This window comes from Streptomyces sp. NPDC090442 (assembly GCF_044769405.1).
In the GTDB taxonomy this organism is placed as follows: domain Bacteria; phylum Actinomycetota; class Actinomycetes; order Streptomycetales; family Streptomycetaceae; genus Streptomyces.
On the sequence record NZ_JBIVXW010000073.1, the window covers coordinates 1 to 14,784 of the forward strand.

Sequence of the window (14,784 nt, forward strand, 5' to 3'; positions counted from 1 at the left end):
GTGGTAGGCCAGACGTAAAGCGAAGCAGTCTGGCCTACCACCCCCGGAGACCCGTCACCGCAGCCGACAGCCCCGCGCAGCGGACAACTCGACCCGCCCCGCGCAAGCGGACCGGCAGCGTGGGCGGCCCACCGTTAGGCGAAGAGCCTCAACCGGTGCGCAACCGCACCGGCCTCGCCGCGCCCCGACACCCCCAACTTGGCCAGAATGTTGGAGACATGGACGCTGGCCGTCTTCGGGGAGATGAACAACTCGTCAGCGATCTGACGGTTGCTGCGGCCATCGGCGACCAGGCGGAGCACATCGCGTTCCCGGGGGGTGAGGCCCAGGGACTCGACGGGGGTGGCGGGCGCCGGTGGGCGGGGCGCATCGGGCACCGGGCCGCGGCCGGGGAGGGGTATGCGGGCGCGTTGGGCGAGGAGTTCGAGCTCGCCGGTCAGCGGTCGGGCGCCGGTGCGGACCGCGACCGCGTGCGCCTGGCCGAGCACCAGGACGGCGGCCTCGCGCGGGGTCCGGCCGTCGAGGCCGGCGCCGGCCCGCTCCGTGCCGTGCAGCAGTGACTCGGCCCAGCGCCCGCAGCACCAGGCCAACTCGTGTGGCCGGGCGAGCCGTTCGAAGGCGGCGACGGCGGCGGCCCAGGCGTCGGGGGACTCCCGGCCCTCGGCGCGGCGGAGTTCGGCCTCGACGGCCGTTCCGTAGGCGTCCCACACCGGCGAGAGCCGCGGCAGTCGCTTGGCGGCCTGCCGGATGCGGGCCAGGACCCCGGGCCGGCCGGGCTCGGCGGCGGGCAGCCCGCGGGCGTCGGACTCGACGGCGGTGGCCGACCACAGCAGCGGCCAGGCGTAGCGGTGCAGGCCGGGCGCGAAGCCGGTGCCGGGCACGACCTGGAGGAGGACGGCCCGGGCGTCGAGGATCCGACCCTGGCGGGCGGCGAGCCGCAGCGCGTGCCGCGCCATGGGGAGGGCGTGCTGCGGCTGGGGGTCGTGGGTGCCGTAGTGCTCCTGCGCGACGGCCAGTTCGCGCTCGGCGGCGGCCAGATCGCCGGTGTCCAGGGCCAGCGCGGTGAGGCGGCTGGCGGCCAGGGCGACGGCGCGCGGGTCCCGGGCGAGGCGGCGGGCCTCGGCGGCGGCCCGGCCGGCCTCCTCCCAGCGGCCGAGCGACTGGAGCGATTCGGCGCGGTTGCTCAGCACCCAACTGGTGCTGTTGGTCAGGCCGTAGCGGGTGGTGAGCGCGACGCCCTGGTCGGTGACGTCCACCGCCTCGCGGGAGCGGCCGACGCCCTCCAGGGTGCCCGGGAGGTTGACGTGGCCGCGGCCGATGACGGCGAAGTAGCCCCGGTCGACGGCACGGTCCAGGACGGCACGGAACTCTGCGAGGCCCTCCTCGACGTCGCCGGCATCCACCCGCAGCCCGGCCAGCGTCACCCGGGAGTTGAGCTCGGCCTCCTCGTCGCCGACCGTACGGGCCAGCTCCACGGCCCGTTCGGCGGTGGCGAAGGCGCCCGGGCCCGGCTCGTGCAGCATCTGCCAACTGGCGACGGCGGCGGTGACGGTGGCGTGCACGGACGACGGCGGCAGTCCGCGCATCAACTCCTGCGCCTTGCCCAGGTCTTCCCAGCCGTCGCCGCGGCCGGTGGACTGGCAGAGCCTGGAGCGCTGCACCAGGAACCAGGCGGTGCGCTGGGCGTCGTGCTCGGTGCGCAGCGCGCGCAGGGCGCGCTTGGTGATGGTGAAGGCCCGCTCGCCGTCGCCGGACAACCGGGCGGCCACCGCGATCTCGGCGAGCAGGTCCAGGAAGCGGAGGGCCTCGTCGTCGCAGCCGCAGGCCGGGTACGCCTCGGCGTAGTCGACCGGGCGCACCGTCTGGCGGACCTCGACGGGCGCGTCGTCCCACAGCTCCAGGGCGCGGTCCAGCAGCCGCAGTTGCTCGGCGTAGGCGTGCCGGCGGCGGGCCTGCACGGAGGCGGCGAGGACGGCGGGCAGTGCCTTGGCGGCGTCGTGGGCCTTGTACCAGTAGCTGGCCAGCCGGGTGGCGCAGACCTCGGAGCGGACGAGGGCCGGGGCGGCCTGAAGTGCCTCGGCGTAGCGGCGGTTGAGGCGGGTGCGCTCGCCGGGCAGCAGGTCGTCGACGACGGCCTCGCGGACCAGGGCGTGTCGGAAGCGGTAGCCGGTGCCGTCCTGGGTGGGCAGCAGGGTGTTGGAGCCGACGGCGGCGCGGAGCGCCTCGATGAGGTCGTCCTCGGGCATCCGGCAGACGGCGGCGAGGAGTTCGTGCTCGACGGTGGAGCCGCCCTCGGCGGCGATCCGCACCACCCGTTGGGCGTCCTCGGGGAGCGCCTCGACGCGCACCAGCAGCAGATCGCGCAGCGGGTCGCTGAGGCCGTAGCGGCAGCCGTCGGCGAGGCTGCGGGCCAGCTCCTCGACGAAGAAGGCGTTGCCCTCGGAGCGCTTGAAGACCCGGTCGACGATCTCCTCGGCGGGCTCGCTGCCCCGGATGCCGGCGATCTGGGTGCGGACCTCGTCGCGGTTGAAGCGGTCCAGCTCGATGCGGCGGACGGTGCGCATCCGGTCGATCTCGGCGAGGAAGGGGCGCAGCGGGTGGCGGCGGTGGATGTCGTCGGAGCGGTAGGTGGCGACCAGGAGGATGCCGGCGTCGTGGAGGGCGCGCAGGAGGTAGGCGAGCAGTTCGCGGGTGGAGCGGTCGGCCCAGTGCAGGTCCTCGACGACGAGGACGAGGGTGCGGTGGGCGGCGAGCCGCTCCAGGAGGCGGGCGGTCAGCTCGAAGAGCCGGGCGCGGCCGGTCTCCTCGTCCCGGCTCTCGCCCGCGGTCTCGCCCAACTCCGGCAGGATCCTGGCCAGTTCGCCCTCCTGGCCGGCGACGGCCGCGGCCAGCTCGTCGGGCAGGTGGGCGTTGAGGGTGTGCAGGACGGCGGAGAAGGGGGCGAACGGCAGGCCCTCGGAGCCGATTTCGATGCAGCCGCCGAGCGCGACCTGCGCGCCGCGGTCGCGGGCCGTCTCGCAGAACTCCTCGATCAGGCGGGTCTTGCCGACCCCGGCCTCGCCCCCGATCAGCAGGGCCTGGGGCTCGCCGGACGCCGCGACCCGCGCCAGCGCGTCGCCCAACTCGGCGAGCTCGGCGGCACGGCCGACGAAGACGGGACTGATCGCTCTGGTCTCCACGATGCCGAGCATCGCACAGGGGTCTGACAATGCGGCAGTGCTTTCGGGCACACCGCGGGGGCGCCGCCGCGGGACACCCCCGGGTCCTCGAACGTCCCCGGTCACAAGGCCGTTGGGCGGTCAGGCGGTGGCGCGCCGGGCCCGCCCCCGCCGGCCCCGGTCCGCCCTCACCCGCCTTCCGGACTCCTCACTTCCGGAACGGCCGGCGTCCCACGCCGCGTGGGTGGCCTCGCGCACCAGCCGGCGGCGGTCGGCCTCGCGGCGCAGTTCCTCGTAACGGACCCGGAGCTCCAACTCGGAGACGTACATGGGCTCTCCCCCTTGGGATGAGGCGGTGGCGACGCCCGGCCGTTCGCCGGGCGCCGATGGCCTCCACTCTCGCCTCCAAGGAGGGTCCGGCACATCGGGAGAGTGCCCGATCCCCGGCCCCCGCCGGCGTCCGCCATACGGGACGACGGGCCGGTCGGGGGCCTAGGAGCCCCCTGCTCCCGCCCGTTCCCGTACGGCACGACGCCGCGTTACGCCCCAGGGGCCTTAGGCGCGGACGCCGGGGGCCTCATGGGGGCTCAGGAGCCGGCGCCCGGCACCTTAGGCAGGCTGGGCAGGCTCGCGAACAGGTCGAGGTACATGCCCGCCGAGATCAGCAGCCCGAGGAAGCCGAGCACCAGCCCGCCCCAGGCGACGGCGCGCACCCAGGTGGGGCGGCGCCCGGTCAGCACCACCGCGGCGACGACCATGGCGAGCACCGCGAAGACCCCGTTGACCAGGGCGGTGGTGTGCCAGGGGGCGCCGTAGACGGTGGCGATCTGGTCGGTGGCCTTGCCGGACTGGACCTTGATCTGGCCGACCAGGGTCTGCCGTTCGGCGAGCAGGGTGCCGAGCCAGGTGCCGGTCATGGAGGCCAGGCCGAGCCCGGCGGCCACGACGGCCCCGGCGCCGGCGGCCGCACCGGAACGGGCGGGCGCCTCCGAGGCGTCCGCCTCAACGTCGGTCTCGTCGTCGGCGTCCACGTCGGCAGCGGCGTCGGCGCCATCGGCCTCGCCCGCGGCCTTCTCCCCCGCCTCGGTGCCCCCGTCGGCCTGCGCCTTGGCCGTCTCTACGACCTTCTCTCCGGCCTTCTCCCCGTTCTCCTCGCCGCCGGCAGCCGCCGTCTCCTCGGTCCGCTCCGCGGCCTCGGTCGCGTCCTTGGCCCCCTGGTCAGTGGTGGTCGTCTTCGCGTCGTCGCGCTTGTCGGTCGTCGTTCCCATGGGCGCGACCGTAGGTGCCGCGTCTGAGAGCCAGATGAGAACCGGCGCGGCGGCTACGTCAGGCGGTCAGACCGTCACCGACGGTCGGTCCTCCGCCGACGGCGCGGGCGCGGCCGGCTCCTCGGGCGGCTCGATGCTCAGCCGCGGCAGCCGCCGCTCCAACCAGACCGGCAGCCACCAATTGGCGCCACCCAGCAGGTGCATGAGGGCCGGCACCAGCAGCGTGCGCAGCACGAACGCGTCCAGTGCGACGGCGGCGGCCAGCCCGATGCCGAACATGGCGATGATCCGGTCGCCGCTGAGGACGAAGGCCCCGAACACCGCGATCATGATCACCGCGGCCGAGTTGATCACCCGGCTGGTCTCGGCGAGCCCGACCCGCACCGCCCGCCGGTTGTCCCCGGTCCGCTGCCACTCCTCGTACATCCTGCTGACCAGGAAGACCTGGTAGTCCATCGAGAGCCCGAAGAGCACCGAGACCATGATGACCGGCAGGAACGGCTCGATGGGACCGGCCCGCCCCAGGCCCAACGCCTCGCTCCCCCACCCCCATTGGAAGACCGCGACGACGATCCCGAACGAGGCGGAGACCGCCGCCAGGTTCATCAGCGCGGCCTTGAGGGGGATGCCGATGCTGCGGAACGCGAGCAGCAGGAGGACGGAGCCCAGGCCGATCACCGCGCCCAGGAAGAGCGGCAGTTTGCCGACGATGACCGCGGCGAAGTCGTCGTAGCCGGCGGTGACCCCGCCGACCTGCACCCGGAGCGAGGTGCCGTCCGCCGCGTGCGGCAGCACCTCGGTGCGCAACCTGCTGACCAGGTCGGAGGTCCGCTGCGACTGCGGCGCGCTGTCCGGGACGACGGTGATCACCCCGGTGGCGTGGCCGCCGTCGAAGTCCGGCCCGCTGACCTGCGCCACGCCGGGGGTGTCCCGGAGGACCTGCGGCAGCCTGTCGAAGGCGAGCCGGTCGGGGGCGCCGTCGAGCGAACCGACCAGCGTCAGCGGCCCGTTGAAGCCCGGCCCGAAGCCGTCCGCCAGCAGGTCGTACGCCTTGCGCGTGGTGGCCGTCGCCGGGTCGTTGCCCTGGTCCGAGGTGCCCAGGTGGAGGCCGAGGGTGGGCAGCGCCAGGGTGAGCATCACGGCGGCCGCGGCGGCGCCGAGCAGCTTGGGGTGGCGTTCGACGAAGCCGGCCCAACGGGCGGCCGGGCCCGTCCCGGTGGCGGTCACCGGCCCCTCCTCGGCCAACCGGCGCCGCTCCCGCCGCCCCAACGCCCGCATCCCGATGAACCCCAGCAGCGCCGGCAGCAGCGTGATGGAGGCGGCCACGGTGAGGACGACGGTGAGCGAGGCGGCCAGCGCGACCCCGTTGAGGAAGCCGAGCCGCAGGGTGAGCATGCCGAGCAGGGCGATACAGACGGTGGCGCCGGCGAAGACCACCGCGCGCCCGGACACCGTCACCGCGCGCTCCGCGGCCTCCTGGACGGAGAGCCCCGCGCGGAGCCCCTTGCGGTGCCGGGTGACGATGAAGAGCGCGTAGTCGATACCGACCCCGAGGCCGATCAACATGCCCAGCATCGGGGCGAAGTCGGCGACCGTCATGACGTGGCCGAGCAGGCTGATCCCGGCGGCCGCGGTGCCGACGGCGGCCAGCGCCGTCACGATCGGCAACAGGGTCGCGGCCAGCGACCCGAAGGCGAGGAAGAGCACCACCGCCGCCGCGGCCACCCCGATCGCCTCCGGCAGTTGATCGTGCGGGGCCTGGGTGAGCGCGACCCCGCTGCCGCCCAACTCCACCTGGAGGCCGTTCCCGGCGGCCCGTTTGGCGGTGTCCACCACCTTCCGCACCTGGGACGCCGGCAGGTCGTCCGGCGAACTCCGGAAGGTCAGCGAGGCGTAGGCGGTGCGCCCGTCCCGGCTGATCTGCTCGCCGCCGCCCGCCACGTAGGGGCCCTGGACGTCGGCCACGCCGGGCAGTTTGGCAACCTCGGCCAACGTCCGCGTCATGGTCGTGCGGACCTCGGCGACGCGCACGCTGCCGTCGCCGGTGTGCCAGACGATGGTGTCGGCGTCGCCCGCACGGTCCGGGAACGCCTTGGCCAACAGGGCGCCGGCCCGGCCGGACTCGGTACCGGGGACCCCGTAGTCGGTGGAGTACGCGGAGCCGGCGAGTCCCGCGGCCGCGGCCGTGCCGGCCAACGCGGCGAGCCAGAGGAGGAGCACCACGAGGCGGCGCCTGAGGCACCAACGGGCCAGAGCGGTCACGGGCTGCTTCCGGGTCGTGCGCCGATATCTCCCGGCAGCGGGGGAGCCGAACGCGGACGAACAGGGGAGGACGGGGAGGGGGAGGACAACGGAGATGAGGTCGGGGACGGGCCGGGCAGGTGCAGACTGTCAGCCCGAAAAGATCCTTTGTCCCCTTTGTGGACTTCCCCACAGCCAGACCCCCAAAGGCAACCCGCTTTCCTTATTGGGCGGTTAATCCCGTCAAAACCCCCTTAACGGACTTTCTTCGCCCTCCCCCTCCGGTCGCCACTCACACCACACGATCTTGCCGGGCACCCGCTCCTCGACGCCCCACGCGTCCGCCAACGCGGACACCAGCCACAGCCCGCGCCCGCACTCCTCATCCGCCACGCCACCCCCCTCCGACACACGCGGCTCACCGTCCCCGCTGTCATGCACCTCCACCCGCAGCACCCCGTCCCCCGTCCCCAACGCCAGCCACAGCCGATATCCGCGTCCCGGCGGGACGCCGTGCAGCAGCGCATTGGTGGCCAGCTCGCTCACGCAGAGCACCACGTCGTCCGCGCCCCGCTTCCGGTCCCAGTCGGCGAGCGCGACCCGCGCGAACTCCCTTGCCAGCGCCACGGAACGGCGCTCGCGCCGGTAGAACGCCGTCCGGACCCGCACGGCCTGAATCCCCTCTTCCTCGTACATGCACCCAATGTCACTGGTCGTGATTACGCTGAACCACAGCGTGATGTCGTACAGATGCGATGTACGACATTCCGCCGCATCAGCCGGGCACGACGGGGGGAAGGCAAGCGGCATGCACCAGCCGAACAAACCGAAGCGGATCACGTCCTGGCATGTGATCGGCGCCCAGTTGAGCCACTTCCGCAGGGCGGCCGGTTTCACGCAACCGGCCCTGGCGGAGGCGGTGGGCCTGCACGAGGACACCATCGGCTCCATCGAGCAGGGCCGCAGAGCCCTGAAGCTGGACCTGGCCGAAACGCTGGACGAACTCCTCGACACGAAGGGGGCGTTGGCGGTCGCGGTGCGGCAGGTTCCCAACAAGGAGCGCTTTCCGGCCTTCGTGCAGGACTTCGTCGAGTACGAGGCAGAGGCGATCTCCCTGCTCTCGTACGAGAACCACGTCGTACCCGGCCTACTCCAGACGCCGGCCTACGCACAGGCCGTCTTCTCGTGCCTCTTCCCGCCCATAAGGGAGGCCGACACCGCCGAACGCCTGACCGCGCGACTCGATCGTCAACAACTCCTGCAACGGGACCCGCCACCGATCCTGAACTTCATCCTGGAAGAGGTGATCCTGCGCCGCCCGATCGGCGGTGACGAGGTGCTACGGCATCAGATCCAACATCTGCGGGAGCACGCGGAGTTGCCGTTCGTCGGGCTTCAGATCATGCCTACGGGTCGCCAGAAGCACGCGGGGCTAGCTGGCCCCATCGTGCTGCTGGAAACGGCCGATCACGGCCAACTTGCGTACATCGAAGGCCAACGCGTCAGCTACCTCGTGGATGACCTGAGTGAGGTCAGTCTGCTCCAACAGAAATATGGGATGCTGCGATCGCAGGCACTGACACCGGAAGACAGCATCAGCCTGCTCGATCAGCTGGCGGGAGAGACATGAGCGATCTGGCCTGGTTCAAGTCCAGCTACAGCAGTGACGAAGGCGGCAACTGCCTCGAAGCTGCCTACGACTGGCGCAAGTCCAGCTACAGCGCCAGCGAGGGCGGCAACTGCCTCGAAGCCGCCAACAATTGGCGCAAGTCCAGCCACAGTAGCGATCAGGGCGGCGCCTGCCTCGAAGTCTCCGCCTCCCCCACCGCCGCCATCCGCATCCGCGACTCCAAGGATCCCGGCGGACCCGTGCTCACCCTCGGGGCGGCCGCCTGGGGGACGTTCCTCGCCGACGTGGTCGCCGACGCCGTCGCGCAGCCGTGAGGCGGCGCCAACTCGGCGCCGCCGGGCCGGTCGTCTCCGCGCTCGGGCTCGGCTGCATGGGGATGTCCATCTCGTACGGGGTGCCGGACGACGACGAGTCCGTCCGCACCCTCGACCGCGCGGTCGAGCTCGGGGTGAACCTGCTCGACACCGCGGACGCGTACGGGCGGGGCGCCAACGAGGAGTTCCTCGGCCGGTGGTTGGGCAGCCGGCCGGCCTCCGTGCGGGACGGACTGGTCGTCGCGACCAAGTTCGGGCTGCGGCACGACCCGGCCACGGGACGGGTGAACGCGGTCGACACCTCGGCCCCCTGGGTGCGGGAGGCGTGTCACGCCTCGCTGCGCCGCCTCGGGACGGACCGGATCGACCTGTACTACATGCACCGGCGCGACCCGGACGTCCCCGTCGAGGAGACGGTCGGCGCCCTGGCGGAGCTCGTCGCCGAAGGGTCCGTGCGCCACCTCGGCCTCAGCGAGGTGAACCCGCAGACGCTGCGCCGGGCGCACGCCGTCCATCCCATCAGCGCCGTGCAGTTGGAGCACTCCCTCTTCACGCGCGACGTGCTGGCGGGCGAAATGCTGGCGACCTGCCGCGAGTTGGGCATCGGGGTCGTCGCGTACTCGCCGCTCGGGCGCGGGATGCTGACCGGCGCGCTGGCCTCCCGCGAGGACCTCACCGCCGACGACGCCCGGCGCCGGTGGCCGCGGTTCGCGGACGAGAACATCGAGCGCAATCTGGCGCTGGTGCGGGCGATCCGCACCACCGCCGAGTTCCTGGGCTGCACGCCGGCGCAGGCCGTCCTCGCCTGGCTGCTCGCCCAGGGTGAGGACATCGTGCCGATCCCCGGCACCAAGCGCCGCGCCTACCTGGAGGAGAACGCGGCCGCGGCCGACCTGGTGCTCAGCCCGGAGCAGGCGGACCGGCTCCGGGCCGCGGTGCCCGACGGCGCGGTGGCCGGCGGGCGTTACCCCGACGCGGCCCTGGCCCGCCTCGGCCACTGACCGACGGCCGCGGCCCGGTCACCCGGTCAGCAACGCCGGTGCCAGCTCGCGCAGTTGGTCTATGCCCAGGCCGCGCTCGGCGGCGATCGGCTGGAGCGCGACGTGGTCGGCGCCGGCGTCGTGGTGCTCCTGCACCCGCCGCCGGATGGCGTCCGCATCGCCCCAGGCCACCAGCGCGTCGACCAGCCGGTCGCTGCCGCCGCCCGCGAAGTCGTCGTCCTCGAAGCCCAACCGGCGCAGGCTGTTGGTGTAGTTGGGCAGCGCGAGGTAGAGACCGAGGTGCTCCGCGCGGATCAGGGCGCGGGCCTTCGCCGGGTCGGTCTCCAGCAGGACGGCCTGCTCGGGGGCGAGCAGCGGGGTGGCGCCCAGCACCTCGCGGGCCCGGGCGGTGTGCTCGGGCGTGACGAAGTACGGGTGCGCGCCGGCGGCCCGCTCGGCGGCCAGCTCCAGCATCTTCGGGCCGAGCGCGGCGAGCACCCGGGCGGGCGCCTCCGGCACCGGGCCCTCGTAGACGGACTCGTCCATCGCCGCCAGATACGAGCGCATCGCGGCGAGCGGCTTGGCGTAGGTGTGGCCCCGCGTGTTGACCTGCGGGGCGTGGCTGGCGCCCAGCCCCAGCAGGAACCGGCCCTCGTACGCCTCGGCGAGGGTGTGCGCGCCGCCGTTCATCGCCGTGGCGTCGCGGACCCAGATGTTGGCGATGCCGGTGGCGACCGTCAGCCGCTCGGTGGCGGCCAGCAACACCCCGGCCTGCGCGAACGCCTCCTTGGTCGCCTGCGCCTCGCCGAACCACAACGCCCCGTAGCCCAGCCGCTCGACCTCGGCCGCGAACTCCCGCGCCACCGCGGCCGACACCCGGCCCAGCCCGCCCTGCCAGATCCCGACCCGCCCGATCCGCGCCGCGACCCTTCGACCCCCCGGTGCGGCCGTCCCCTGCTGCGCCATCGCTCACTCCTCCGCTCTCCGGCGGGCGTTGCTCCCGCCGGGCCCCGTGGCCGGCGTCGTCAACCGTTGCCGACGTTGATCCTTCCGGCCCTTTCCCGTGACAGCACCGGCCGGCGGCGCGGCATTCCACCACCGCGACAGAAGATCGAGAATTCACCCGGGAGGGGTACGGACGCCCGGCACCGCCGCCGTACGACGAAGCGGCCGCCCCTCCGAGGAGGGACGGCCGCTTCGCGCGCCAGATGCCGGCAAGGGCAGGTTCTCAGCCCTCGACGCCCAGCTTCTCCAGGATCAGCTCGCGCACCCGGGCGGCGTCCGCCTGACCGCGGGTGGCCTTCATGACCGCGCCGACCAGGGCACCGGCCGCGGCCACCTTGCCGCCGCGGATCTTGTCGGCGATGGCGGCGTTGGCGGCGATCGCCTCGTCCACCGCGGTGCCCAGCGCACCCTCGTCGGAGACGACCTTCAGGCCGCGCTTCTCGACGACGGTGTCCGGGTCGCCCTCGCCGGCCAGCACGCCCTCGATGGTCTGCCGGGCCAGCTTGTCGTTGAGCGAGCCGTCGGCGACCAGCGCGGCGACCCGGGCGACCTGCTCCGGGGTGATCGGCAGCGCGCCGAGCTCCACGCCGTCCTCGTTGGCGCGACGGGCCAGCTCGCCCATCCACCACTTGCGGGCCGCGGCGGCGTCCGCACCGGCCTCGGTGGTGGCGACGATCAGGTCGACCGCGCCGGCGTTGAGGATCGACTGCATGTCGAGCTCGGCGATGCCCCACTCCTCGCGCAGCCGGTTGCGGCGCACCCGCGGCAACTCGGGCAGCTCGGCCCGCAGTTCCTCGACCCACTCACGGGACGGGGCCACCGGCACCAGGTCCGGCTCGGGGAAGTAGCGGTAGTCCTCCGCCTCCTCCTTGACCCGGCCCGAGGTGGTGGAGCCGTCGTCCTCGTGGAAGTGCCGGGTCTCCTGGATGATCGTGCCGCCGGCGGAGAGCACCGCGGCGTGCCGCTGGATCTCGAACCGGGCGGCCCGCTCCACGGAGCGCAGCGAGTTGACGTTCTTGGTCTCGGAGCGGGTGCCGAACTTCTCGACGCCCCTGGGGCGCAGCGAGAGGTTCACGTCGCAGCGCATCTGGCCCATCTCCATGCGGGCCTCGGAGACGCCCAACGCCTTGATGAGCTCGCGCAGTTCGGCGACGTACGCCTTGGCGACCTCGGGGGCCCGCTCGCCCGCGCCCTCGATGGGCTTGGTGACGATCTCGATGAGCGGGATGCCGGCGCGGTTGTAGTCCAGCAGCGAGTGCTGCGCGCCGTGGATCCGACCGGTGGCGCCGCCGACGTGGGTGGACTTGCCGGTGTCCTCCTCCATGTGGGCCCGCTCGATGTGGACCCGGAAGACCTCGCCGTCCTCCAGCTGAACGTCCAAGTACCCGTCGAAGGCGATGGGTTCGTCGTACTGCGACGTCTGGAAGTTCTTCGGCATGTCCGGATAGAAGTAGTTCTTCCGGGCGAAGCGGCACCACTCGGCGATCGAGCAGTTCAGCGCCAGGCCGATCTTGACCGCGGACTCGACGCCGATCGCGTTGACGACCGGGAGCGAGCCGGGCAGGCCCAGGCAGGTGGGGCAGGTCTGCGAGTTGGGCTCGGCGCCCAGGGTGGTGGCACACCCGCAGAACATCTTGGTCTTGGTGCCGAGCTCGACGTGCACCTCCAGACCCATCACGGGGTCGTAGGTGGCCAACGCGTCCTCGTACGGCACCAGTTCGGTGACAGTCACGGTGAAACTAACCTCTCAGGTCCGGCGCCGGTCAGCCCGCGAGGACGTCGTCGTCGTTGAGACGGCGCAGTTCGCGGACGAGCAGGGCGACACCGGTGACGATGGCGGCGGCGGAGATGGCGGCGTCGATGAGCTGGAGGGTGTCGTGCTCCCCCTTGGCCTTCTTCGCCTGCTTGACGACGCTCACCGCGCCGAACAGCGTGGTGCCGATGGACAGATAGGTGCCGGGCTTGGACTTCTTGAAGTTCTTGGCCTTGGCCAGCTTTCCGCTCACGGCAGTCTCCTTCGGCATGTCCTGGTTGGCTACGGCGTTCACAGGGCCGGCGCCTCCTCCAGCAGGGAGTGGCCCCACTTCTCGGTGAGCGCGGACTCGACGGCGGCGCCCACCTTGTACAGCCGATCGTCGGCCATCGCGGGCGCGATGATCTGCAGACCCACCGGCAGGCCGTCCTCGGGCGCCAGGCCGCAGGGCAGCGACATCGCGGCGTTGCCCGCGAGGTTGGCGGGGATGGTGCAGACGTCGGCGAGGTACATCGCCATCGGGTCGTCGGTGCGCTCGCCGATCGGGAACGCGGTGGTCGGCGTGGTCGGCGAGATGATCACGTCGACCTGCTCGAAGGCCCGCTCGAAGTCCCGGGTGATGAGGGTGCGGACCTTCTGGGCGCTGCCGTAGTACGCGTCGTAGTAGCCGGAGCTGAGCGCGTAGGTGCCGAGCATGATGCGGCGCTTGACCTCGGGGCCGAAGCCGGCCTCACGGGTCAGCGCGGTGACCTCCTCGGCGGACTTCGTGCCGTCGTCGCCGACCCGCAGGCCGTAGCGCATGGCGTCGAAGCGGGCGAGGTTGGAGGAGCACTCCGAGGGCGCGATCAGGTAGTACGCGGCCAGCGCCAGGTCGAAGGACGGGCAGTCCAGCTCGACGATCTCGGCGCCCAACTCCGTGAGGAGCGCGACCGACTCGTCGAAGCGCTGGAGCACGCCGGGCTGGTAGCCCTCGCCGCGGAACTGCTTGACGACACCGATCCGCATGCCGTCCACGCTGCCGTTGCGGGCCGCCTCGACGACCGCCGGGACCGGGGCGTCGATGGAGGTGGAGTCCAGCGGGTCGTGGCCGGCGATGACCTCGTGCAGCAGCGCGGTGTCCAGCACCGTGCGGGCGCACGGGCCGCCCTGGTCCAGGGAGCTGGAGAAGGCCACCATGCCGTAGCGGGAGACGCCGCCGTAGGTGGGCTTGACGCCGACGGTGCCGGTGACGGCGGCGGGCTGACGGATCGAACCGCCGGTGTCCGTGCCGATGGCGAGCGGGGCCTGGAAGGAGGCCAGGGCGGCGGAGGAGCCGCCGCCGGAGCCGCCGGGGATCTTGGTGAGGTCCCAGGGGTTGCCGGTCGGCCCGTAGGCGCTGTTCTCCGTCGACGACCCCATGGCGAACTCGTCCATGTTGGTCTTGCCGATGATGACGACGTCGGCGGCCTTGAGCTTCTTGGTCAGCGTCGCGTCGTAGGGCGGGAGCCAGCCTTCGAGGATCTTCGAGCCGACCGTGGTGGGCACGCCCTCGGTGGTGAAGATGTCCTTCAGCGCGAGCGGGACGCCGGCCAGCGGGCCCAGCTTCTCGCCGCGGGCGCGCTTCTCGTCGACGGCGCGGGCCTGGGCCAGCGCGCCCTCGCGGTCCACGTGCAAGAAGGCGTGCACCTTCTCGTCGACGGCCTCGATGCGGGCCAGGTGCGCCTCGGTCACCTCGACGGCGGTGATCTCACCGGCGGCGATCTTCGCCGCGGTCTCGGCGGCGGTGAGCTTGATCAGGTCTGCCATGGTGGTCACTCCTCCCCCAGGATCTGCGGCACCTTGAAACGCTGCTGCTCCTGAGCGGGAGCGCCGGAGAGCGCCTGCTCCGACGTGAGCGAAGGACGGACCTCGTCCGGCCGCATCACGTTCGTCAGCGGCAGCGGGTGGGAGGTCGGCGGTACGTCTTGATCGGCGACCTCGGAGACGCGGGCGACCGCGCCGATGATGTCGTCGAGCTGTCCGGCGAAGTGGTCGAGCTCTTCGGCCTTCAGCTCCAGACGTGCCAGCCGGGCGAGGTGGGCGACCTCCTCGCGCGTGATGCCAGGCATGCAGCGATCCTCTGGGTTTTCGGCGGAGTGTTCTGGGCGGAGTGTCCGGAAGGAGATTTCTGGGCGAATTCTCCGGCGGAGTATTCCGGCCCAATCCTATGGCGTACGAGAACGCTGCCGCGAAACGCTTTCGCTTCGGGCGCCCACGGGGGCCCTGACGAGGCCCCGCGGCGCCCCCCACGGGCCGGCCGTGGACAGGCTCACCCCACCCCGGAGGGACTCACTCCGCCCCCTCCGGACCATCCGCCGAGCCGTCTGCCGGATCGTTTGTCCTGGGCCGACCGACGGCTTCGCCACCCTCCCCCGAGCCGCTCGACGCCGACGGCTCACCCGCCCCCGCCGAGCGGC

13 protein-coding genes are annotated in these 14,784 nt (G+C 72.7%); 3 read left to right on the forward strand and 10 right to left on the reverse strand.

Annotated elements, in window-relative coordinates; genetic code table 11:
- Positions 1 to 134: 134 nt before the first annotated feature.
- The 5 genes from ACIQU6_RS35665 to ACIQU6_RS35685 all read right to left on the reverse strand — a co-directional run bounded on the left by ACIQU6_RS35665 (position 135) and on the right by ACIQU6_RS35685 (position 7,363).
- Entirely contained in the window at positions 135 to 3,191 is a 3,057-nt protein-coding gene (locus tag ACIQU6_RS35665) for an AAA family ATPase (RefSeq protein WP_403485878.1), read from the reverse strand.
- Between the two features lie 108 nt (positions 3,192 to 3,299).
- Positions 3,300 to 3,488 carry a hypothetical protein gene (locus tag ACIQU6_RS35670; RefSeq protein ID WP_403485879.1) on the reverse strand — a complete coding sequence of 63 codons (189 nt, stop codon included), beginning with the start codon at positions 3,486 to 3,488 and terminating at the stop codon, positions 3,300 to 3,302.
- 257 nt (positions 3,489 to 3,745) lie between these two features.
- Entirely contained in the window at positions 3,746 to 4,426 is a 681-nt protein-coding gene (locus tag ACIQU6_RS35675) for a hypothetical protein (RefSeq protein ID WP_403485880.1), read from the reverse strand.
- A gap of 66 nt (positions 4,427 to 4,492) precedes the next feature.
- Positions 4,493 to 6,688, reverse strand: a complete 2,196-nt coding sequence (locus ACIQU6_RS35680) for an MMPL family transporter (RefSeq protein ID WP_403485881.1) — start codon at positions 6,686 to 6,688, stop codon at positions 4,493 to 4,495.
- Between the two features lie 222 nt (positions 6,689 to 6,910).
- On the reverse strand, positions 6,911 to 7,363 hold the full coding sequence (locus tag ACIQU6_RS35685; protein ID WP_403485882.1) for an ATP-binding protein: 453 nt from the start codon (positions 7,361 to 7,363) through the stop codon (positions 6,911 to 6,913).
- Positions 7,364 to 7,475: 112 nt separating this feature from the next.
- Between ACIQU6_RS35685 and ACIQU6_RS35690 the strand changes: the two genes are divergently transcribed.
- Genes ACIQU6_RS35690 through ACIQU6_RS35700 form a run of 3 tightly spaced genes read left to right on the forward strand, consistent with a single transcriptional unit; the run spans position 7,476 to position 9,612 of the window.
- Positions 7,476 to 8,297 (forward strand): Scr1 family TA system antitoxin-like transcriptional regulator, encoded by an 822-nt coding sequence (locus ACIQU6_RS35690; protein ID WP_403485883.1) that lies wholly within the window; start codon positions 7,476 to 7,478, stop codon positions 8,295 to 8,297.
- On the forward strand, positions 8,294 to 8,611 hold the full coding sequence (locus tag ACIQU6_RS35695; protein WP_403485884.1) for a DUF397 domain-containing protein: 318 nt from the start codon (positions 8,294 to 8,296) through the stop codon (positions 8,609 to 8,611). Before ACIQU6_RS35690 ends, ACIQU6_RS35695 begins: the two co-directional genes overlap by 4 nt.
- Complete coding sequence (locus ACIQU6_RS35700) at positions 8,608 to 9,612, forward strand: aldo/keto reductase (protein ID WP_403485885.1); 1,005 nt, start codon at positions 8,608 to 8,610, stop codon at positions 9,610 to 9,612. Before ACIQU6_RS35695 ends, ACIQU6_RS35700 begins: the two co-directional genes overlap by 4 nt.
- Positions 9,613 to 9,630: 18 nt before the next feature.
- On the opposite strand, the gene ACIQU6_RS35705 is transcribed toward ACIQU6_RS35700, so the two are convergent.
- The 5 genes from ACIQU6_RS35705 to gatC form a co-directional block, all read right to left on the reverse strand.
- On the reverse strand, positions 9,631 to 10,557 hold the full coding sequence (locus ACIQU6_RS35705) for an LLM class F420-dependent oxidoreductase (RefSeq protein WP_403485886.1): 927 nt from the start codon (positions 10,555 to 10,557) through the stop codon (positions 9,631 to 9,633).
- Between the two features lie 262 nt (positions 10,558 to 10,819).
- Positions 10,820 to 12,328, reverse strand: coding sequence for an Asp-tRNA(Asn)/Glu-tRNA(Gln) amidotransferase subunit GatB (gene gatB, locus ACIQU6_RS35710; protein WP_403485887.1), 1,509 nt, complete (start codon positions 12,326 to 12,328; stop codon positions 10,820 to 10,822).
- A gap of 31 nt (positions 12,329 to 12,359) precedes the next feature.
- Complete coding sequence (locus tag ACIQU6_RS35715; RefSeq protein ID WP_274918991.1) at positions 12,360 to 12,602, reverse strand: hypothetical protein; 243 nt, start codon at positions 12,600 to 12,602, stop codon at positions 12,360 to 12,362.
- Between the two features lie 38 nt (positions 12,603 to 12,640).
- Positions 12,641 to 14,134, reverse strand: a complete 1,494-nt coding sequence (gene gatA / locus ACIQU6_RS35720) for an Asp-tRNA(Asn)/Glu-tRNA(Gln) amidotransferase subunit GatA (protein ID WP_403485888.1) — start codon at positions 14,132 to 14,134, stop codon at positions 12,641 to 12,643.
- A gap of 5 nt (positions 14,135 to 14,139) precedes the next feature.
- On the reverse strand, positions 14,140 to 14,436 hold the full coding sequence (gene gatC, locus ACIQU6_RS35725; protein ID WP_274913123.1) for an Asp-tRNA(Asn)/Glu-tRNA(Gln) amidotransferase subunit GatC: 297 nt from the start codon (positions 14,434 to 14,436) through the stop codon (positions 14,140 to 14,142).
- Positions 14,437 to 14,784 lie beyond the last annotated feature (348 nt).

Excerpts from the sequence above, each read along its gene's own strand:
- gatC (WP_274913123.1), bottom strand. The coding sequence starts at position 14,436 with ATGCCTGGCATCACGCGCGAGGAGGTCGCCCACCTCGCCCGGCTGGCA.
- ACIQU6_RS35670 (WP_403485879.1), bottom strand. The coding sequence starts at position 3,488 with ATGTACGTCTCCGAGTTGGAGCTCCGGGTCCGTTACGAGGAACTGCGC.
- ACIQU6_RS35690 (WP_403485883.1), top strand. The coding sequence starts at position 7,476 with ATGCACCAGCCGAACAAACCGAAGCGGATCACGTCCTGGCATGTGATC.
- ACIQU6_RS35685 (WP_403485882.1), bottom strand. The coding sequence starts at position 7,363 with ATGTACGAGGAAGAGGGGATTCAGGCCGTGCGGGTCCGGACGGCGTTC.
- gatA (WP_403485888.1), bottom strand. The coding sequence starts at position 14,134 with ATGGCAGACCTGATCAAGCTCACCGCCGCCGAGACCGCGGCGAAGATC.
- ACIQU6_RS35705 (WP_403485886.1), bottom strand. The coding sequence starts at position 10,557 with ATGGCGCAGCAGGGGACGGCCGCACCGGGGGGTCGAAGGGTCGCGGCG.
- ACIQU6_RS35665 (WP_403485878.1), bottom strand. The coding sequence starts at position 3,191 with ATGCTCGGCATCGTGGAGACCAGAGCGATCAGTCCCGTCTTCGTCGGC.
- ACIQU6_RS35695 (WP_403485884.1), top strand. The coding sequence starts at position 8,294 with ATGAGCGATCTGGCCTGGTTCAAGTCCAGCTACAGCAGTGACGAAGGC.
- ACIQU6_RS35675 (WP_403485880.1), bottom strand. The coding sequence starts at position 4,426 with ATGGGAACGACGACCGACAAGCGCGACGACGCGAAGACGACCACCACT.